The sequence below is a fragment of the Chryseobacterium sp. IT-36CA2 genome (assembly GCF_949767875.1).
Classification (GTDB): Bacteria; Bacteroidota; Bacteroidia; order Flavobacteriales; family Weeksellaceae; genus Chryseobacterium.
In genome coordinates, this window is sequence record NZ_CATKPG010000024.1 from 33,139 (window position 1) to 52,210 (window position 19,072).

16 protein-coding genes and 1 pseudogene are annotated in these 19,072 nt (G+C 34.4%); 10 read left to right on the plus strand and 7 right to left on the minus strand.

What is annotated here, in order from left to right; genetic code table 11:
• Positions 1 to 74: 74 nt before the first annotated feature.
• On the plus strand, positions 75 to 2,204 hold the full coding sequence (locus tag ACM6F9_RS19270; RefSeq protein ID WP_414847192.1) for a S9 family peptidase: 2,130 nt from the start codon (positions 75 to 77) through the stop codon (positions 2,202 to 2,204).
• 67 nt (positions 2,205 to 2,271) lie between these two features.
• Here ACM6F9_RS19270 and ACM6F9_RS19275 read toward each other — a convergent pair whose 3' ends face one another.
• From ACM6F9_RS19275 to ACM6F9_RS19285, 3 genes are all read right to left on the minus strand, one after another.
• Positions 2,272 to 3,090, minus strand: a complete 819-nt coding sequence (locus ACM6F9_RS19275; protein ID WP_414847193.1) for a GLPGLI family protein — start codon at positions 3,088 to 3,090, stop codon at positions 2,272 to 2,274.
• 8 nt (positions 3,091 to 3,098) lie between these two features.
• Positions 3,099 to 4,661 carry a vitamin K epoxide reductase family protein gene (locus tag ACM6F9_RS19280; protein ID WP_414847194.1) on the minus strand — a complete coding sequence of 521 codons (1,563 nt, stop codon included), beginning with the start codon at positions 4,659 to 4,661 and terminating at the stop codon, positions 3,099 to 3,101.
• 72 nt (positions 4,662 to 4,733) lie between these two features.
• The gene (locus ACM6F9_RS19285; RefSeq protein WP_414847195.1) at positions 4,734 to 4,922 is read right to left on the minus strand and encodes a hypothetical protein; all 189 of its coding nucleotides are present in this window, start codon (positions 4,920 to 4,922) and stop codon (positions 4,734 to 4,736) included.
• A gap of 262 nt (positions 4,923 to 5,184) precedes the next feature.
• Here ACM6F9_RS19285 and ACM6F9_RS19290 point away from each other — a divergent pair, with 262 nt between their 5' ends.
• The 7 genes and pseudogenes from ACM6F9_RS19290 to recG form a co-directional block, all read left to right on the plus strand.
• Positions 5,185 to 6,840: a peptide MFS transporter gene (locus ACM6F9_RS19290; protein WP_414847196.1), complete on the plus strand. Its 1,656-nt coding sequence runs from the start codon at positions 5,185 to 5,187 to the stop codon at positions 6,838 to 6,840.
• A 132-nt stretch (positions 6,841 to 6,972) separates the two neighbouring features.
• The gene (locus ACM6F9_RS19295) at positions 6,973 to 8,727 is read left to right on the plus strand and encodes a peptide MFS transporter (RefSeq protein WP_414847197.1); all 1,755 of its coding nucleotides are present in this window, start codon (positions 6,973 to 6,975) and stop codon (positions 8,725 to 8,727) included.
• Between the two features lie 61 nt (positions 8,728 to 8,788).
• Positions 8,789 to 9,244: a DUF1016 N-terminal domain-containing protein gene (locus ACM6F9_RS19300; protein WP_414847198.1), complete on the plus strand. Its 456-nt coding sequence runs from the start codon at positions 8,789 to 8,791 to the stop codon at positions 9,242 to 9,244.
• A complete protein-coding gene (locus ACM6F9_RS19305) occupies positions 9,217 to 9,384 on the plus strand; it encodes a hypothetical protein (protein ID WP_414847199.1) in 168 nt (55 codons plus the stop codon). The genes ACM6F9_RS19300 and ACM6F9_RS19305 overlap by 28 nt, the downstream gene beginning before the upstream one ends.
• Before the next feature lie 23 nt (positions 9,385 to 9,407).
• Complete coding sequence (locus tag ACM6F9_RS19310) at positions 9,408 to 10,919, plus strand: peptide MFS transporter (protein ID WP_414847200.1); 1,512 nt, start codon at positions 9,408 to 9,410, stop codon at positions 10,917 to 10,919.
• Positions 10,920 to 10,961: 42 nt separating this feature from the next.
• The gene (locus tag ACM6F9_RS19315; RefSeq protein WP_414847201.1) at positions 10,962 to 11,495 is read left to right on the plus strand and encodes a thioredoxin family protein; all 534 of its coding nucleotides are present in this window, start codon (positions 10,962 to 10,964) and stop codon (positions 11,493 to 11,495) included.
• A gap of 158 nt (positions 11,496 to 11,653) precedes the next feature.
• Positions 11,654 to 13,747: pseudogene (gene recG, locus ACM6F9_RS19320) on the plus strand (ATP-dependent DNA helicase RecG); the annotation flags it as partial.
• A 609-nt stretch (positions 13,748 to 14,356) separates the two neighbouring features.
• Here recG and ACM6F9_RS19325 read toward each other — a convergent pair.
• From ACM6F9_RS19325 to dapA, 4 genes are all read right to left on the minus strand, one after another.
• Entirely contained in the window at positions 14,357 to 14,803 is a 447-nt protein-coding gene (locus tag ACM6F9_RS19325; RefSeq protein ID WP_414847202.1) for a response regulator, read from the minus strand.
• A complete protein-coding gene (locus ACM6F9_RS19330; RefSeq protein ID WP_414847203.1) occupies positions 14,796 to 15,377 on the minus strand; it encodes a helix-turn-helix domain-containing protein in 582 nt (193 codons plus the stop codon). The genes ACM6F9_RS19325 and ACM6F9_RS19330 overlap by 8 nt, the downstream gene beginning before the upstream one ends.
• 285 nt (positions 15,378 to 15,662) lie before the next feature.
• On the minus strand, positions 15,663 to 16,175 hold the full coding sequence (locus ACM6F9_RS19335) for a GNAT family N-acetyltransferase (protein WP_414847204.1): 513 nt from the start codon (positions 16,173 to 16,175) through the stop codon (positions 15,663 to 15,665).
• 204 nt (positions 16,176 to 16,379) lie between these two features.
• Positions 16,380 to 17,252, minus strand: a complete 873-nt coding sequence (gene dapA / locus ACM6F9_RS19340) for a 4-hydroxy-tetrahydrodipicolinate synthase (RefSeq protein ID WP_414847205.1) — start codon at positions 17,250 to 17,252, stop codon at positions 16,380 to 16,382.
• A 107-nt stretch (positions 17,253 to 17,359) separates the two neighbouring features.
• Here dapA and ACM6F9_RS19345 point away from each other — a divergent pair, with 107 nt between their 5' ends.
• Together ACM6F9_RS19345 and ACM6F9_RS19350 are read left to right on the plus strand one after the other, a co-directional pair.
• Complete coding sequence (locus ACM6F9_RS19345) at positions 17,360 to 18,121, plus strand: 5'-nucleotidase C-terminal domain-containing protein (RefSeq protein ID WP_414847206.1); 762 nt, start codon at positions 17,360 to 17,362, stop codon at positions 18,119 to 18,121.
• Complete coding sequence (locus ACM6F9_RS19350) at positions 18,121 to 19,071, plus strand: bifunctional metallophosphatase/5'-nucleotidase (RefSeq protein ID WP_414847207.1); 951 nt, start codon at positions 18,121 to 18,123, stop codon at positions 19,069 to 19,071. Before ACM6F9_RS19345 ends, ACM6F9_RS19350 begins: the two co-directional genes overlap by 1 nt.
• Position 19,072 lies beyond the last annotated feature (1 nt).

A 19,072-nucleotide genomic window follows, 5' to 3' on the forward strand; every position in this document is an offset into this window, starting at 1 on the left:
CATCATATCCTGATTTTTATTTTATATGGTTATGTAAGTAAGAATTATTAAATTTGGAATCATTAAAATTGAAAATGAAAAAACTCCTTTTAACTCTTACTGTGGCTGCGGTATTTCAAAATGTGTCAGCACAGGAAATTACTTTAGATAAAATATATTCAGGATATTACCGTGGAAAAGGGATCGCAGGGATTACTTCAATGAAAAACGGAGAAAATTATCTTGTGATTGAACCTTCAGGAATTGCAAAATATTCTTACAAAACTTCACAAAAAGAAGGAAATCTTGTAGACGGAAAGTTTGAAAGCTATATTTTTTCTGATGATGAATCTAAAATTCTTTTACAAACAGGAAGCCAGCCTATTTACAGACATTCTTTCTTAGGAAAATTTGATGTAAAAGATTTAAAATCCGGAAAAGTAATCAGTCTGAATGAAGGTAAAACGGTGCAGGAGCCGACATTTTCGCCGGATGCAACAAAAGTGGCATTCATTTCTGACAACAATTTGTTCTATCAGGATCTTACCTCAGGAAAAATCACTCAGATTACGACTGACGGTAAAAAGAATGCTATTCTGAATGGTCTGGCAGACTGGGTTTATGAGGAAGAATTCGGTCACGCAAGACAATATGAGTGGACAAAAAATTCTGATGCTATCGTATTTGTAAAGTCTGATGAAAGCCAGGTTCCGGAAATTTATATTCCAATCTACGGAAAAAGCCTTTACCCAGCGGAAATGCGTTATAAATATCCAAAAGCAGGAGAAAAAAACTCTGTAGTTTCAGCACAGCTATACCGTCTTGATAACGGGAAAACAATGCAGCTGAACTTAGGTTCTTTCAAAAATTACTACATCCCGAATGTATTTCAGACTGCAAAACCGGACGAAATTGTTTTAATTACTTCTGAAAGAATTCAGAATGCTTCAGATATTTTAAAAGTTAATACTAAAACAGGAGCTGTTCAGAAATTATTCACCGAAACGGATGATAAGTGGATTGACACAGACAGCCCTACTCTAGAGTTCCTTGAGGATGATTCTTTCCTTTGGACCTCCGAGAGAGACGGAAACCGCCATCTTTACTGGTATGACAAAGATGGTAAGCTTAAAAAGCAGATCACAAAAGGAAACTGGGAGGTAACGGATTATTATGGTTTTAATCCAAAATCGAAAGAAATTTACGTTCAGACTACTGAAAAAGGAAGTATCAATAAGGTTGTTTCCAAAGTAAATATTGAAAACGGGAAGTCTCAACTGATTTCTAATGCAGAAGGAAACAATTCTGCTAATTTCAGCAAAAATTATAATTACTTCATCGAAACTTCTTCTACCGCTGCAAAACCATACACTTATGTTTTGAAAGACGGAAACGGAAAAGCAGTGAAAGAGCTTCAGAACAATAATGATCAGCTACAGAAATTAAAAACGGATAATTTTGTTGAAAAAGAATTCATCACCATTCCAAATGCTGTAGGTGATCAGATGAATGCCTGGATCATGAAGCCTAAAAACTTTGATCCGAATAAAAAATACCCTCTGTTTATGTTCCAATACTCAGGCCCGGGATCTCAACAGGTTGCTAATTCATGGGATAATGGAAACGCAATGTGGTTCAACCACCTTGTACAAAAAGGATATATTGTGGCTTGTGTAGACGGACGTGGAACTGGCTACAAAGGAGCTAAGTATAAAAAAGTAACTTATATGAACTTAGGAAAATATGAGATTGAAGATCAGATCACAGCAGCAAAGTGGTTCGGAAACCAATCTTATGTGGATAAGAGCAGAATCGGAATGTTTGGATGGAGCTTTGGGGGTTATATGACCAGCTTAGCAATGACCAAAGGTGCTGATGTTTTCAAAATGGGAATTGCTGTAGCACCGGTAACCAATTGGAGATACTATGACTCTGTATACACAGAAAGATTCATGAGAACACCTCAGGAAAACCCTGATGGATATGATAAAAACTCTCCTACAGAATATGCTAATCTATTGAAAGGAAAATTCTTATTAATCCACGGAACGGCTGATGATAACGTTCACTTCCAGAACTCTATGGAATTCTCAGAAGCTTTAATTCAAAACAAAAAACAGTTTGATTTCATGGCTTATCCGGATAAAAACCACGGAATTTATGGTGGACAGACAAGACCTCAACTGTATCAGAAAATGACAGATTTCATCTTGAATAATCTATAAATATCAACTTTATATCTAACAAAATCCCTTTCAGAGTTTCTGAAAGGGATTTTTATTAGCATATTTATTAAGGATATTTTACAGCTTTATCCAGTTCTATAGGATTATTAAAAGCTTTTATTTTCTTTCTTTCGTTGGCTTCTGCAGGCTTCAGTTGTTCTTTCGAGAGAACAGTTCCGTCATCAAGAAGGAGCTTTTTTCCTTCAGGTATTGTAAGATTTCCATTCAAAACATATTTAAAAGGATTAGAATAAAGATCTAACTTTAATTTATCCAGTTCTTTCTGTGTAACAGGAATTGCTCTGGACATATAACTTTCCAATGAAATACGTTTATAATCCTCAGGATTTTTTTCGCTTTTGATAACTTTAAAATAATAATTCTTTTTGTTATCATAGAGTTCCATAATCAATCCGGGAAGGCCATTAAACTTATAGGGACCATAAGGAATGGGAATATCTTTGGAAAACCATGCCACCCAATTTCTTCCACCAAACTGTGTTACAGCTTTTTGAACCTGATAGCCCCTAAATGTTTTGGTACTGTCTGAAATTTGCCAATTCTGTTCTGCCTTTTCGTTAATTTTATAGAAGTTCACATCACCAATGTATTCATAGTTTTGATAGGATGGGTTATTCTTTTTTTTAATGAGAAAAGAGGTTAGTTTATTAATTGGAGATTGTCCGGTAGTAGTAAATACAGAATCCCTAATATAATACAACCTGTTATAATAGGTTATATCTCGTTTTGTGATGTCCAGATAGTAATTTTCTTTAGTAATATCTTTTAAGGTTGAATCTTTCTTAAATTTGACCTCATAGATAAATCTGTTGTTTTGTGAAAACATCATGCATGTTCCCAGCAATATAAATAATAAGTTTTTCATAATTCATTTTAATTTTCAGATAAAAATTCCGGGATAAAAAACTCAAGATCAGCTCTCTCATACTGCATAGGATATTCCCTATCATTAATAAAGATATTGGGCGTAAAATGCACACTATTGCCGCTTACCCATTTTTCGTGCCCTTTTAATAATTCAAGCGCATTCTCTGAACTGCCGAAATATTTAGAATATTTTTTATACCATTCATTTTTGTTTTCACTATACCCCTGAACATCATACCAGCCGCTCAGTGCTTTTAAAAACTCGATTTTATTTTCGCTATTGATATAAATATTGGTAAGATTTATATGAACCATTCTGTTATCAAGATCCTCTCTGCTAAGATCTACATCAAAGAAAATATTGATTCTCAACTCATCAGAGTACTTTCTGACCATCTTCAGAAAAACAGGATAAAATTCTTTGCAGTGTTTACAAAAGGGATTGGTAATAAAGGTCAACGTTTGATCTGCATTTTCATTTCCAAACACAAAAGCGCTTGAAAAATCTTTATTGATCAACTTTTTCTGCAAAGACAAATTATTTTTGAAAAACTGATAATTTCTCCTGAATTTTAAATTTCTTTTAAGGGTATTTTCATCTTTCTGTGCATTTTTATTTTTTGTTCGAAGGTTCAACAAAACAATGAGTGAACCGAAACAGCCAATGATAAATAAGGCAATAGTACTGCTATCAATTGATTTGCTCATAAAGAAAATAAGATTAGAAGCAATCAACTGAATACATACAGAGGCTATGATTACCATGCAGACAGGGCAATATTTTTTAACCACAAATACTTGGTAAAATAATGATAAGAAAGCAATGGGTACGAATGCAAATAGCCCATACCGATAGATCTCAAAAAAGAATTCAATATTTTTTATCAGACTCAATAAAATAAAACATACTAATTGACTGGTAAAAAACAGAAGTGAAATCTCAGATAAATCTATTTTATTAAAAATCTTCCACTTTTTTGAATTAAAAACCATGTCACAATCTGTATTCAGATAATCACTTTTGCATACCCCAACCGGTATGAATGTTCCTTTTCCATGAGTTTTTTTGTAGGCTTCATAGGCAAAAATAAATCCGATGAGACTGGTAGCAGCAAAGATCAATTTCAAAACCAGATTAGAGGAATCATATCCGAAAAGAAACAGAAATAACAAAGCTACAATTCCCCAATTAACAGAGCCATACTGAAATTTTGATGTTGTCTGGGGCAGCTCTTCAGATGGATCTACAATCAGTATTATATTTTCCCATTCTGAAAAAAAATCTTCTGTTGGAGAACCATTAACTGTTATTGTATTGTTTTTATTGTTTACAACAGCCAGCTCTCCTTCTACTAAAGCCAAAAAATCCTCAGGTAAAATATCTTTTTCCTCATTATCAATTCTATAACTGTAATTTTCAATATTGAAAAAGCTTAAAGCATCTGAAAATGCCAGAAGGCTTGGAAAATCGGGATGCCCTTCCAGTTGAAGTTCAAACTCATCCTTATCAATAGATATTTTATGATCATCCAGATAATTGATAACAGCAGTATAACTTTTGCGTGTCATTTTAATATCACTTTTTGTATTTCAAAAAAATAGCAACAGTTTCCTGTTGCCATTTTAAAAGATGTACACTGATTAACCACAACAAAAAGTACCGTTGCAATAAGAATCACCATTTCCATTATGAGTGTTTGCACAAGCAGCATTAGTACATCCACATCCTACACCTGCAATAGGGTCTTCTGCTCTTACTCCTCCTTTAATTGTTCTCAGATCATTTCTGGATAAACTTCCTTTCATCTTTTTTAAATTAAGTTTTTTCATAAAAATGTTTTTTTTAATGATATGTCACTATTGACATTAGCGAAAGTAGAAAACAAATATCACTACTAAAGGAAATACATATGTATATTTTTTGCGTTTTAACTTTCCTGTAAATTGCTGGATGTGTACAGATTTTTATATACAGAAAACAGTTATGCACATTCATATTTCTTATTCATTTCATTAATCATTTATACCCATATTATTTATTTTATCAATTGAAATTAAAAACTTATTTTTGGGAAATTTGAAAATTGAATATATGAAGACTAAACATCCTAAAGGGCTGCCCTTTCTCTTTTTTACAGAAATGTGGGAGCGTTTCGGGTACTACCTGATTCTTGGAATCTTTGTGCTGTATGTTATTGAGCCTACTGGTATGAAAGGAGGGCTTGGACTGCCAGACAAAACTGCTGATGATATTTTCGGAACTTACATTGCCTTAACTTATCTGACACCTTTTATCGGAGGATTCCTAGCGGACAGAGTGTTGGGATATATTAAATCTATTTATCTTGGTGGTTTTTTAATGGCCGCGGGATATATAGGAATGGGTGTTTTTAAAGATTTACCTTTATTTTATGCCTCTTTAGCATTAATTATAATAGGAAATGGTTTCTTTAAGCCTACTATTTCAACCTTATTAGGAAACCTTTATTCTGAGGAACCTTATAAGGCCAATAAAGACTCCGGATATAATATTTTCTATATGGGAATCAATATCGGAGCATTTATCTGTAACATTATTGCCGCTTTCATGCGTAATAAATTCGGCTGGGGCGAGGCTTTTATCACTGCCGGAGTCGGAATGTTGATCGGGATGGTTATTTTTACGATCGGTAGAAAGCATTACATTCATGCTGCACAGATGAAACCAGTACAGGAAGGAGATACAAAGCTTTCAGAAATTATGCTGAAAGTATTTGTACCAGCTATCGTTGCAGGAGCTATAGGTTGGTTTATTCCAAGCAATATTTTCGGAAGCGACAGTACGGATGCCTTCATTTTCGCTTGTATACCTGTTATTTATTTCTATGCTTCTCTTTACTTTAAAGCTAAGCCAGACGAAAAAGCATCTATCGGAGCATTACTTTCTGTATTCCTGATCAGTATGTTCTTCTGGGCGGTTTTCAAACAAAACGGAACCGCTTTGACAAGATGGGCGAATTATTATACAGACAGAAGTGTTCCTGCTTCTCTTGAAAAGCCATTGGAAGGAATTTACATGGTGGAAGGAAAGAGCTATGAAGACAAAGAAACACCTGTTTATGATAATCAGTTCCGTTCTCAAAAAGATGATAACGGAGAAACGAAGAAAGAGATGGGGAAAGATGTTTATTTTAAAAACATTTCACCTGAGCAGCGTGCTGCCCTTGAGAAAAACCCTGAAAATAAAGTATATCTGTATAATACAGAATTATTCCAGTCTATCAACCCGTTCTGGGTAATTGCTCTTACGCCTGTTATCGTAGGATTTTGGGCATTATTAAGAAGAAAAGGAAAAGAACCTTTAACGCCTACTAAAATAGTTTTGGGATTATTTATTTCCGGACTTTCCTGTCTTGTGATGGTTTTAGCAGTGATGGCCGGAGATAATGGAGCTGTGAAAGTTTCTCCTTTATGGCTGGTTGCCAGCTATGGGGTAATCACCATCGGTGAACTATGTCTGTCTCCAATGGGACTTTCTTTTGTCTCTAAACTTTCACCGGCAAGAATTACAGCATTAATGATGGGAGGTTTCTTCCTGGCTAACTCTGTTGGAAATAAACTTTCAGGAATCCTTGCAAGTACATGGTATAACTACGAAAACAAGACAAATTATTTCCTGGTGAACTTCGCTTTGTTAATATTTGCTACACTTTTGGGTCTTTCTATGTTAAAAAGACTGAACAAAATCATGAAGGAAAAAGGACATTAATCCTTGATATTATAACGATTAGCAAGCTGCGGAATAGTTCCGCAGCTTTTTTATTTAAAAATAAAATTAAAACCTTGCCAAAAACCCAAAATAAACTATATTTGTCAGTCTTAACAAAAATTAACAATAGAAATGGATAATATTGAAGCATTGAGTCCGAAACCGGATGAATTTGTAGAGAATAAGAATTCCAGGCATCCTAAAGGATTATGGGTTCTTTTCGGAACAGAAATGTGGGAGCGTTTCAACTTTTATGGAATGAGAGCTCTTTTGACGCTCTTCATGGTAAATTCCTTATTAATAAAGGAAGCTGATGCAGCAATCATCTATGGTGGATTTCTAGCTTTATGTTATTTAACCCCTCTTTTGGGTGGATTTATTGCTGATAAGTATATCGGAAACAGATTTGCTATCATCATTGGTGGATCATTAATGGCTATTGGCCAGTTCTTATTATTCATCAGTGCTTCTACCTTCTCCGCAGATTTGGGTAGTTCCAAAATGATTATGTGGCTGGCATTATTCGTTATTATTTTTGGTAACGGATTCTTCAAACCAAATATTTCCTCAATGGTAGGAAGCCTTTATCCAAAGCAGGAAAAGTCTAAACTGGATTCTGCTTTCACCATTTTCTATATGGGGATCAATATTGGGGCATTCTTAGGTCAGTTTATCTGTCCATACGTAGGAGACGTAAAAGATGCAACAACTGGCGTAAGAGATATCTTTGCTTTCAAATGGGGATTCCTTGCAGCTTCTATTGCAATGGTAATCGGAACAATAACATTCTTTATCCTTAAAAACAAATATGTAGTAACTCCGGAAGGAAGACCTATCGGAGGATTACCAAAAAATAATACAAGTGCTGACTTTGAAGAAGGAGAAACACAAACTGCTAAATTCTCGGGTCAGGCGTTAGGAATCACAGGTGGAATATTCGTTATTTTATTCTTTGCTTTCAGATATCTTCTTGTAGGTGAGTTTGGATTCAATTCCGTAGAAATGGGACAGCTGATTAAAGGAATTATTTATCCTTTCATTTATGCTGCTGGTATTTCTCTTGCTTTCCTTATCATGTCTTCTGCTGAGAATAAGGTTGAAAGACAAAGAATCTGGGTAATTTATATAGTATCATTCTTTATTATTTTCTTCTGGGCTGCATTCGAACAGGCAGGTTCTTCGTTAACATTTATCGCAGATAACCAGACAGACAGAAACATTTTCGGATGGAATATGCCACCTTCAATGGTTCAGATCTTCAACGGTATTTTCGTAGTTCTTTTAGCAGTTCCTTTCAGTTTATGCTGGGACAAGTTAAGAGCTAAAGGAAAAGAGCCGGTATCTCCGTTCAAACAAGCAATGGGATTGGCATTAATTGCTCTTTCTTATTTCATCATTGCACACAATGTAAAGGATCTTGGAAACTCAGGTTTATTAGCAATCAAATGGTTAATGTTACTATATTTCATCCAGACTTGTGGTGAACTTTGTCTTTCTCCAATTGGTTTATCATTGGTCGGTAAGCTTGCTCCAAAAAGATTTGCTTCATTACTATATGGTGTTTTCTTCATTTCGAATGCTGCTGGTTACGCATTGGCTGGTTCATTAGGAGCTCTTATCCCTGCAACAGGTGATAAATTCAAGAAAGCTGAAGAAATTGGAGTTAATCTACAGGATGTTTTGGATAAAAAAGTAACCCTGACAGCTGATCAGGTGGCCGCTTTTGATAAAGCTCAGCTTCCATTACACAACCCTACTTTTGTAGGATTTGAAATCCACAATCTATTTGAATTCTTTATGGTATTCGTAGTACTTTGCGGTATTGCATCTGTCATTTTAGGTTTAATTTCGCCTATCTTAAAGAAAATGATGCACGGTGTAAACTAATTGTATCAACAAAATATAATAAAACCTCTGCTAAGTCAGAGGTTTTTTTTATTTTCGTACGATGGAAATTTCCGAAGATTCTTTATTCCAATCCGTAAAGGAAATTGTTAGACAGTCGCGCGAAAAGGTTTTTCGAATAGCGAATTCTACGCTACTGCTTACTTACTGGCAGATTGGAAAACTTATTGTTGAAGATGAACAACAGGGAAAAGAACGCGCAGAATATGGAAAATATACGCTTAAAAAACTTTCTCAGAAGCTTACTTTAGAATTTGGGAAGGGGTTTGATTATACCAACTTATCCAATATGCGAAAGTTTTACACGGCGTTTCCAATTGTTGACACATTGTCTCAACAATTGAGCTGGTCAAACTACAGACTGCTTTCCAGCCAGGATAATAAAGACAAAAGACATTATTATCTGAATGAGTCCGTACAAAATAACTGGAACTATAGAGATCTCAAAAGACAAATTATCGGAATTTTATTATGTTCAGAAAAGATGAAACTATTGTAAAATATTCCGTTTTGAATGATAAAAACAATTTATTTGCCAGCAAATACCTGCTGTACCTCCCAAAAGAAGAAGAATTAAAACAAATTATTGACCAGGACAGAATCCGTTTTGAACTGGATCAGGACAATAACAACCCTTAATTAGAACTTAATCATATATCATTATGAGCTTAACTTTAGATGAAATACAAAATTTCAAAGGAAAGTATCCCAGACAAATCTGGAGCCTGTTTTTCTCTGAAATGTGGGAACGTTTCTGTTTCTACGGAATGCGTGGAATGCTGGTTTTCTTTATGATCTCCCAGCTTAACTTCCATGAAAAAGAAGCCAACCTTCAATATGGTGCCACACAGGCCTTCGTATATGCCTTTACTTTTGTAGGAGGTCTTTTTGCAGATAAAATTTTAGGATTCCGAAAGTCCCTATTCTGGGGTGGTCTCCTGATGATTGTAGGAAGTTTAATTCTTGCTACAGACCCACACAAATTCTTTTTCCTGGGAATAGCATTTACCGTAGTAGGGACAGGTTTCTTCAAACCTAATATTTCATCCATGGTAGGTCAGCTTTATAAGCCTAATGATTCAAGAGCAGATGCTGGATTCTCACTTTTCTATGCGGGAATCAACCTTGGAGCATTATTAGGTGGTTATTTGTGTATTGCCATCGGTAAAGGAGAATTCCTGAGTAATGTGATTGCAGAAGAAATGAGATGGCACATTGCATTTGGACTGGCTTCAATTGTTATGGTGATAAGCTTAATTAACTTTGTATTTACTCAAAGAACATTGGGTACTATTGGCCTGCAGCCAGGACATCCTTTAGCAGAAGAAAAAACAGTTCCAATACCAAAATGGAAAGAATATGGAGTCTATGTTTTGTCATTGGTTTTTGTACCTATCATTATGACTATGGTTGCTAAAACAGAATATACAGATTATTTTATGTGGACAATCGGGCCATTAACTTTAATCTATCTATTCTATGAAATGTCAAAAGTAACAGCTTCAGAGCGTAAAAAGCTTTGGGCAGCTTTAGTTTTCATTATATTCTCAATTATATTCTGGGGAATTTATGAACAAAGTGGAGGTTCTTTAAGTATTTTTGCGGCTAAAAATCTAAACAAAGATCTCTTAGGATTAGACCCAAATGGGGTGAATAACTCAGGGGGAGCTTTCTTCATTATCTTCCTTGCCCCACTGATCGGGCTTCTTTGGATCTGGCTAAACAAGAGAAAAATTGAACCCAACACGATTATCAAATTCGGATTAGGATTTATTTTCCTGGGGTTAGGATATTATGTTTTATTTGCTACCCGCCTGTTTGCAGACCTTCAGGGAATCACTTCATTGAATTTCTTCACATTGGCATTATTGATCATTACCCTTGGGGAATTGTGTCTCTCTCCTATCGGATTATCCATCATGACCAAGCTTTCTACTAAGAATCTTCAGGGAATGATGATGGGAATGTGGTTCCTGGCATCAGCTTATGGGCAGTATGTTGCAGGGATTATCGGAGCCAGTCTTGCTACGGCAAAAAAAGGTTCTACCAACTATGATGAATTGATCACTTATACTGATGGATATAAACAATTAGGATTATACGCGGTAATTGCCGGAGTGGTATTAATTTTGATATCTCCGTACGTGAAAAAATTAATGCAGGATGTAAAATAAAAAAATAAGTAGTTATGCTTATTTTTACCTAAATATCACAATATGAAGAAAATTTTAAGCATAATACTCTTACTTTTATTAAATTTCAGTTTTGCACAGGTAAAGTGGATGACCATTGAAGAAGCTTTAAAAGCTCAAAAGGAAAATCCAAAAAAAATACTGATTGATTTTTATGCAGACTGGTGTGGCCCATGCAAAATCATGGATAAAAAAACTTACGGACATCCTGTGATTGCTCAGATTTTAAATGAGAATTACTATCCGGTCAAGTTTAATGCAGAAGAAAAAAATAGTATTGAGATCTTTGGAAGAACATTTTCCAATCCCAATACCGAGCATAAAAAAGGGAAAAATTCGCTGCACGAGTTTACACAATACATGAATGTGGGAGCTGTTCCAAGTACAGTATTTCTGGACGGACATGGAGATCCTATAACCATTCTTCAGGGAGAGCTTTCAGCAAAAGAACTGGAACCTTATCTGGAGCTAATCTCAAAAGATTTGTTCAAAAAAATCAAAACGAGAGAACAATGGGAGGATTATCAGAAAAAATTCAAATCTAAAATCAAAGATTAAATGAGAATTTTGAAACCTGATTTTAAGGTTCAATTCTAAAAATTCATTATAGAGGCTTCCAATTTTTTTGGAAGTCTTTTTTATTTTACCGAAATTCGAACTTTTATTTCTTTTGTCCCGAATAAGGCTCAAAAAATTCGAAAACTGCATCCCGATATCTTAAAATGAATCTCGAAACCTCCATAGAATATGTAAAAGGAATAGGTCCGGAAAGAGCCAAACTCATCAAAAGTGTGTTGGGCTTATCTACCGTGGAAGATCTACTGAACTTCTATCCTATCCGTTATCTGGATAAAAGTAAAATTTATACTGTTTCTCAGCTGAAGGAAGAGACCAGCCAGGAAATACAACTAAAAGGAAGAATCACTCACGTACAGGAAATACAGACCGGAAAGACCAAGAGATTATCAGCCAAATTCAATGATGAAACTGGCAGTATGGATCTTGTTTGGTTTCAATATTCCAAATGGCTGAAAGAACAGCTTCCTATCAACAAGGAAGTTTATATTTTTGGAAAGATCAATGTTTTCAATCGTCAGTTTTCTATGCCGCATCCGGAAATAGAAGCTGAAGAAAACAAAGAAGGCGACACCCGTCTTAAGCCAATCTATCCGAGTTCTGAAAAACTAACGAAGAGAGGTTTAAATCAAAGATTTTTTCAGAATGCATTAAGAAACGTCTGTAAAGAGATTCCAAGTCTTATTGAAGAGAATTTTCCGGAATACCTGATGAAAACCTTTAAATTCATGTCCAGACAGCATGCTTTTCTGAATGTCCATTTTCCAAAAGATCAGGCACATTTTGATAAAGCAGACTACAGATTGAAATTTGAAGAATCATTTTTCTTTCAATTGGGATATGGTTTGAAGAAACTCCATCACAAAACACAGTCGTATGGTAATCCTTTCCCTATTATCGGCGACCATTTCAATGATTTTTATGAAAATCATCTTCCTTTTGAGCTTACCAATGCACAGAAAAGAGTATTAAAAGAAATTCGTCTGGATATGAAAAGACCCATTCAGATGAACAGACTTCTGCAGGGTGATGTAGGTTCCGGAAAAACGATGGTTGCCCTTCTTACCATGCTTATTGCGATGGACAATGGCTTCCAGAGCTGTTTGATGGCCCCTACTGAAATTCTTGCCCAGCAGCACCATAACGGGATCAAAGAATTATTAGAAAAAACAGGAATCAATATCCGTCTTCTAACCGGTTCTACCAAAGCAGCAGAAAGAAGAATTATCCATGAAGAACTGGAAAACGGCTCACTTTCTATTTTGGTAGGAACGCACGCTGTTTTAGAGGATAAAGTCAAATTTAAAAATCTTGGATTAGCTATTATTGATGAGCAGCACAGATTTGGAGTGGCTCAAAGGGCTAAACTTTGGGCTAAAAATAAAATTCCACCGCATATTTTGGTGATGACCGCTACTCCTATTCCAAGGACGCTTGCAATGAGCTTTTATTCTGATCTGGACGTTTCTGTAATTGATGAAATGCCTGTAGGAAGAAAACCTATCATTACCGCTCACAGACGTGAAAAAGACAGATTGTATGTGTATAATTTCTGTAAAGATGAAATTAAAAAAGGCAGACAGGTCTATTTCGTATATCCTCTTATTGAGGAATCTGAAACTTTGGATTATAAAAATCTAATGGAAGGACTGGAGCACGTTATGGAATTTTTCTCAGATTATAACGTAACCATGCTGCATGGAAAGATGAAGCCTGACGAAAAAGATGCGGCTATGGCTTATTTTGCTTCCGGAAAAGCGGAAATTATGGTAGCAACTACAGTAATTGAAGTGGGAGTAAATGTTCCCAATGCTTCTGTCATGGTGATTGAAAGTTCGGAAAGATTTGGACTTTCACAGCTTCACCAGTTGAGAGGACGTGTAGGAAGAGGTGCAGAACAGAGCTATTGTATTCTGATGACTTCAGATAAAATGTCCAAGGAAAGCAGAACACGTATCAAGACAATGACTGAAACCAATGATGGTTTTAAAATTTCTGAAGTGGATATGCAGCTTCGCGGTCCGGGAGATATTCTGGGTACTCAGCAAAGTGGTGTGGTAGATTTTAAGAGATTGGATCTGATCAATGATTCAGCGATCATTAAAACTACGAAAAATATGGTAGAAAGAATTCTGGAAGCGGATCCAATGCTTTCCAGACCTGACAATCTGATTATTAAAAACTATTATATCAGATATTACAAAGGAAAAAATAAGTGGAGTAAAATATCATAAAAAAAACCGCAGAAAATTTTCCTGCGGCCCCCTTATAAAACTGTTATTTAGAAGAAATTACTTTTGGTCTGTCCAAAGAAATTCATTTTAATAGTTATGGCTTAATATTTTGTGATGTGGTGTGAAAATATTTATATAACAATATAATAATGAGTCAAAACCATAACTATTAAAATAAATTATAAAAAAACAAAATGAATTATTTTTTCCAACTTACTTATTATAAAAACTAACTGTCTTTCGGTGGAGATGAGGGAATGAAACGAATAAAAATATCTCCAACTACTTTTGAGTTTTCATGATTGTACCGTTTTGTTTAAAGATCTTCTGTGCTTTAAAATTGGAAAATTATTATAATCCATTTTGTTTAACTAACATCGTGATTTATATAATTTTTGTTTTTAGAAACAATTACTTTTCATTCATCCGTATCTTCTACTATATAATGAAATTTGTGTCTGAGTTTACTTTTACAAATGTCAGTATATTAATTCAAATCCTTTTTATATTATTTTAATTATTAGTTATAAAATTATCACTTATTTGTGAATAGTATGCAATAAATATGATTTATGATTTATTAATATTAAATTAACAATCCTTTATTAATCATACTTTTAGAATGAGATGATCTTTATTTAAGCCGGAAGTATGATACTGCCAATTAATCGTAATAACTTCTGTAAGTACCTTTTTGAAACTCTCAAAACAGTAGTTTTTTTTCATAAAAATATGAGCTCCTTTTACAAAAATATCTTCTATTTCGTTTTCTGAAATTGGTTCAGAAAAAATGGCAGTTACCATATTATTGAATTTTGAATGGGATTTGATTTCTTCAAGGCAATCCATGCTTTCTTTTCCCGGGATTGTATAGTTGATGAAAACAATTTCCGGAACGACTGCATCTTCATTATTCAGATATTCCATCAGGTCTTTCCCATTGTTAAAGCATTGGACTTTTATAGAGATTTTCAGGTCTTTTAAAATATTTTTAAAAATAATCAAGGTGCTATCATCGTTATCTGCTACTATTACGTTCAGAAATTCTTTATTCATACTGCATTTTTGGATTTATTACCGTGATTTGGGCTCTTCTTCGTTTTCCAATAATCTTTTGAAACTGAGAGGGTGTAATTCCTGTTGTATTTTTAAACTGGGTGCTCAAATGCGCCACACTGGAATAGTTCAGCTTATGGGCAATTTCTGTGAGGCTTTGTTTGTTTCGTATGATCAGGGCTTTTGCATGTTCTATTTTTTGCAGAATAATAAAATTCTCAATAGAAGTAAATGCAACTTCTGAAAACAGGTTGGAAAGGTATCCGTAGCTGTGATTCAATTTTTCAGAAATGTAAATGGATGCTTTTACAGGTATAATCTCATCAGAAAAGACAAGTTCTACGATGGCATCTTTTATTTTCTGTACCAATGCGGTTTTCTGGCTTTCTATGATTTCGATACCATAATCTTCCAGATTCTTCTTAAAAAGGTTGTGCTGTTCCTGAGTAAGGGGCTCATAGAACTCCACTTCACCAAAGTTCAGCAACCTGTACTTCAGTCCGTGTTCTTTAAGTTTCTCGTCCAATACCTTTTTGCAAAGGGCATTGAAATCAAATTTAACATACATTTTCATCCTAGTATTATATAAGCCAATTTTATTTAGTAAATATAACAATTTATTTCATTTAAAAGTGAAATAGCCTTATTTTTTTTATTTTGACGTATATACGCAAAAACTCCTGTATCATTGAATACAGGAATTTAAACACTAAGGATGAAAAAAATATACTGATAAAAAGCTGTTCAGCTCAAAACCAAGCATATGAATGTATTGTTATAAGTGATTTGGTTCTGAAGCAAAGATGAATCAAAAAAACACATCACTTGTTATAGAATTATAATTAAATGTTACAGAATTTTAAGTCAAATCAGAGTGAATTATATACTCCATTTGGTAGTCATCCATTACGAAACCATACCCAATATCCAAAACCAATTCATTATATACTTTAAAATCCTGAGATTCATAGAATTTTTTTGCGTTATTATCTTTATTTACATTTAAAATAATCCTTTTGTCGTTGCTTTCGGAGAGTTTTGTTTTCAAGAAGTCAAGTGCCCCTTTGCCGAAGCCTTTTCCTTTACTTTCCGGAACAAGGTAAATTCTGTGAAGTTTTGTAGTTTCTTCTTCATAAGCATGCTCATAACCGATAAAGCCTTCAAAAGATTCATTATTTTCATCAAAAATTAAATAATAATGATAATTAGGATTCTCCAGATGCTTTGAAATTTCATCATGAGAATACATTTCGTCCAACATATAATTAATCTGTTCATTGGAGATAATTCCTACATACGCACTCTCCCATGATCTTCTTGCCAAATCCTGGATCAAAGGAATATCCTTTTCTTTCGCTTCTATTAATTTCATTATTTTAATTTTAAATACAAAGTTTACAAAAATTCTTTCTGAATATTTTATTTTTTACTCTTACAGATGTTTTTTCTACTTACCGATTATGGGAAAATAAAAAAGGTGAAAAGCGTTTAACTTTTCACCTTAATAAGTTTATGGTAAGATTAAAATGTTACTGAAAAATTTAGAATTTATTTCCAGAAACATATTTAATCATTCTTAAATGTTTGCCATTTCAGCTTTAATCTTTGCATGAAGACCTTCTGAAGCTTTTACTAAAGGTAATCTTAAGAAATTTTTGATGATTCCCTTTTCAGCCAGAATTACTTTAATTCCGCAAGGGTTTCCTTCTGCAAAAATCATACGGGTAATATCAACCAGCTTATTATGGATTTCATAAGCTTCTTTTACTTTCCCTTCAAAAGCCAGCTGTACCATCGTAGAGAACTCCTTAGGATAAGCCTGCCCAATTACAGAGATCACTCCATCTCCACCTGCCAGGGTTACCGGTAATGTATATTCATCATCTCCTGAAACCAAAGAAAATCCTTCAGGTTTCTTTCTCAGAATATCAAAATATTGTAAAATATTAGGTGAAGCTTCCTTAATCAAAAACAAGTTAGGGAATTCTTTAGCAAGACGAAGTGTCGTATCTGCTTCTACATTCTGTCCGGTTCTTGAAGGAACATTATAAATAATAATATTTTTTCCTGTGGAAGCTAACGCCTTATAGTGCTGATAAAGACCTTCCTGATTCGGTTTATTATAATATGGAGATACTGAAAGTACTGCTTCAAATGCTGAAAGATCGGCTTCTTCTATCTGTTTCTTGACGTCAAGAGTATCGTTACCGCCAATCCCTAAAACCAAAGGAAGACGTTTATTATTTACCTTAATGATATGCTCAATTACCTGTTTCTTTTCCCCTGCAGAAAGCGTTGCGGCTTCTGCCGTAGTTCCCAATACTACTAAATAATTGGTTCCGTTTTCAATATTGTATTCAACAAGTTTTGTTAAACTGTCGAAATCAACGGATAAATCTTCATTAAAGGGTGTTACCAATGCAACACCTACTCCTTTTAAAATGCTCATCTGTTAGAATTATTTTTGCCAAATTTAGTCATTTACGCCAAGAATTTATAATAAATAATAATGTTTTATTATACATATAGTTATATTTGCATATACTAAAAGATATTATGAAAAATAAATTCTTATTACTAGGAATTGCCCTGACGTCCCTTGCAGCATGTAAAACGGCTTCTGCACCGCAGCAGCTTATGTCTGTAAAGACTCAGAAAAACATTTCTATTAATAATGAGCTAAAAAATGAAGAAGAATTTGTAAAATTTATTGAGCCCTATAAACAAAAACTGGATAAAGAAATGAACCAGAAGATCTCACACACCAATGTAGATCTTACCAAGCAGGGTGATAACAGCAATCTGGGAAATCTTTTAGCTGATTATACATTTGAAGGAGGTAATGAATGGATAAAGACTCATCTTAAGCAAAACGTAGATGCTGCATTAATCAATATCGGAGGAATTCGTACTACTATTGGAAAGGGAGATATCTTACTCAAAAATGTATTTGAAGTAATGCCTTTCGAGAATGAGGTGGTTATTGTGAAAATGAAAGGAGCTGATGTACAGGGACTTTTTGAATATTATGCAAAAACGCAGGTCAACAACCCAGTTTCTCACTTGTATATTGAGACCAAGAACGGACAGATCATTAAATCATTAATCAACGGTAAAGAAGTAGATCCGGCTCAAGACTATTATATTGCCACTTCAGACTATCTTGCTCTGGGTGGAGACAACATGAAATTCTTTGCAAAGGGAGAATTAATAGCAACAGGTATTAAAATGAGAGATTTATTTATTGATTATTTTAAGAAAGCCCCTGAAGTTGTAGTCAATTCTGATATTCGTTTAAATTTTATCGGGAAGAAATAATGGATAGAAAAAGTTTTTTAAAAGCAATAGGCGGCGGATCTTTAGCAATGGCTTTAGCTCCCAATATGATGATGGCGGAAGAATTAAAAATTCTCAACTTAAAATCTGCAAATAAACTCACTATTCTTCACACCAATGACCAGCACAGCAGAATAGAACCTTTCGATTCAAGCTATACAAGAAACCCTAATCAGGGAGGTTTTGCAAGAAGGGCAAGCTTAATTCAGCAAATCAGAAGTCAGGAAAGCAATGTACTGCTACTTGATTCAGGAGATATTTTCCAGGGAACTCCTTATTTTAATTTCTTTGGAGGGGAACTGGAATTCAAATTAATGTCCATGATGAAGTATGATGCCTCTACCATGGGGAATCATGATTTTGACAATGGTCTTGACGGATTTTTAAAAGTGCTTCCTAATGCCAAGTTTCCTTTTATCTGTTCCAATTATGATTTTAAAAACACTATTCTTGACGGGAAAACTTCCCCCTATAAGATATTCAATAAGAATGGAATCAAAGTAGGAATTTTCGGAGTGGGAATTCAGCTGGATGGCCTTGTAGGTAAAAAACAGTATGGAGAAACCGTTTATTCCAATCCGATAGATGTAGCACAGCATTATTCAAATTTTCTGAAAAAAGATCAGAAATGTGATCTCGTTATTTGTCTTTCGCATATCGGCTACGATTATAAAGATGAACCGAATAAAATAAGTGATAAAATTTTAGCCGCCAGTACAGAAAATATTGATATTATCTTAGGCGGCCACACTCATACATTCTTACCGGAACCTCAATCCTATACCAACAGACAGGGCAAAAATGTACTGGTGAACCAAGTTGGATGGGCAGGACTTCTTTTGGGTAGAATAGATTTTTATTTTGATATAAACAAAAACGTACAGCATATTTCCTGGAACAACCAGGCAATAGACAGCAGCATAACCGCATAAT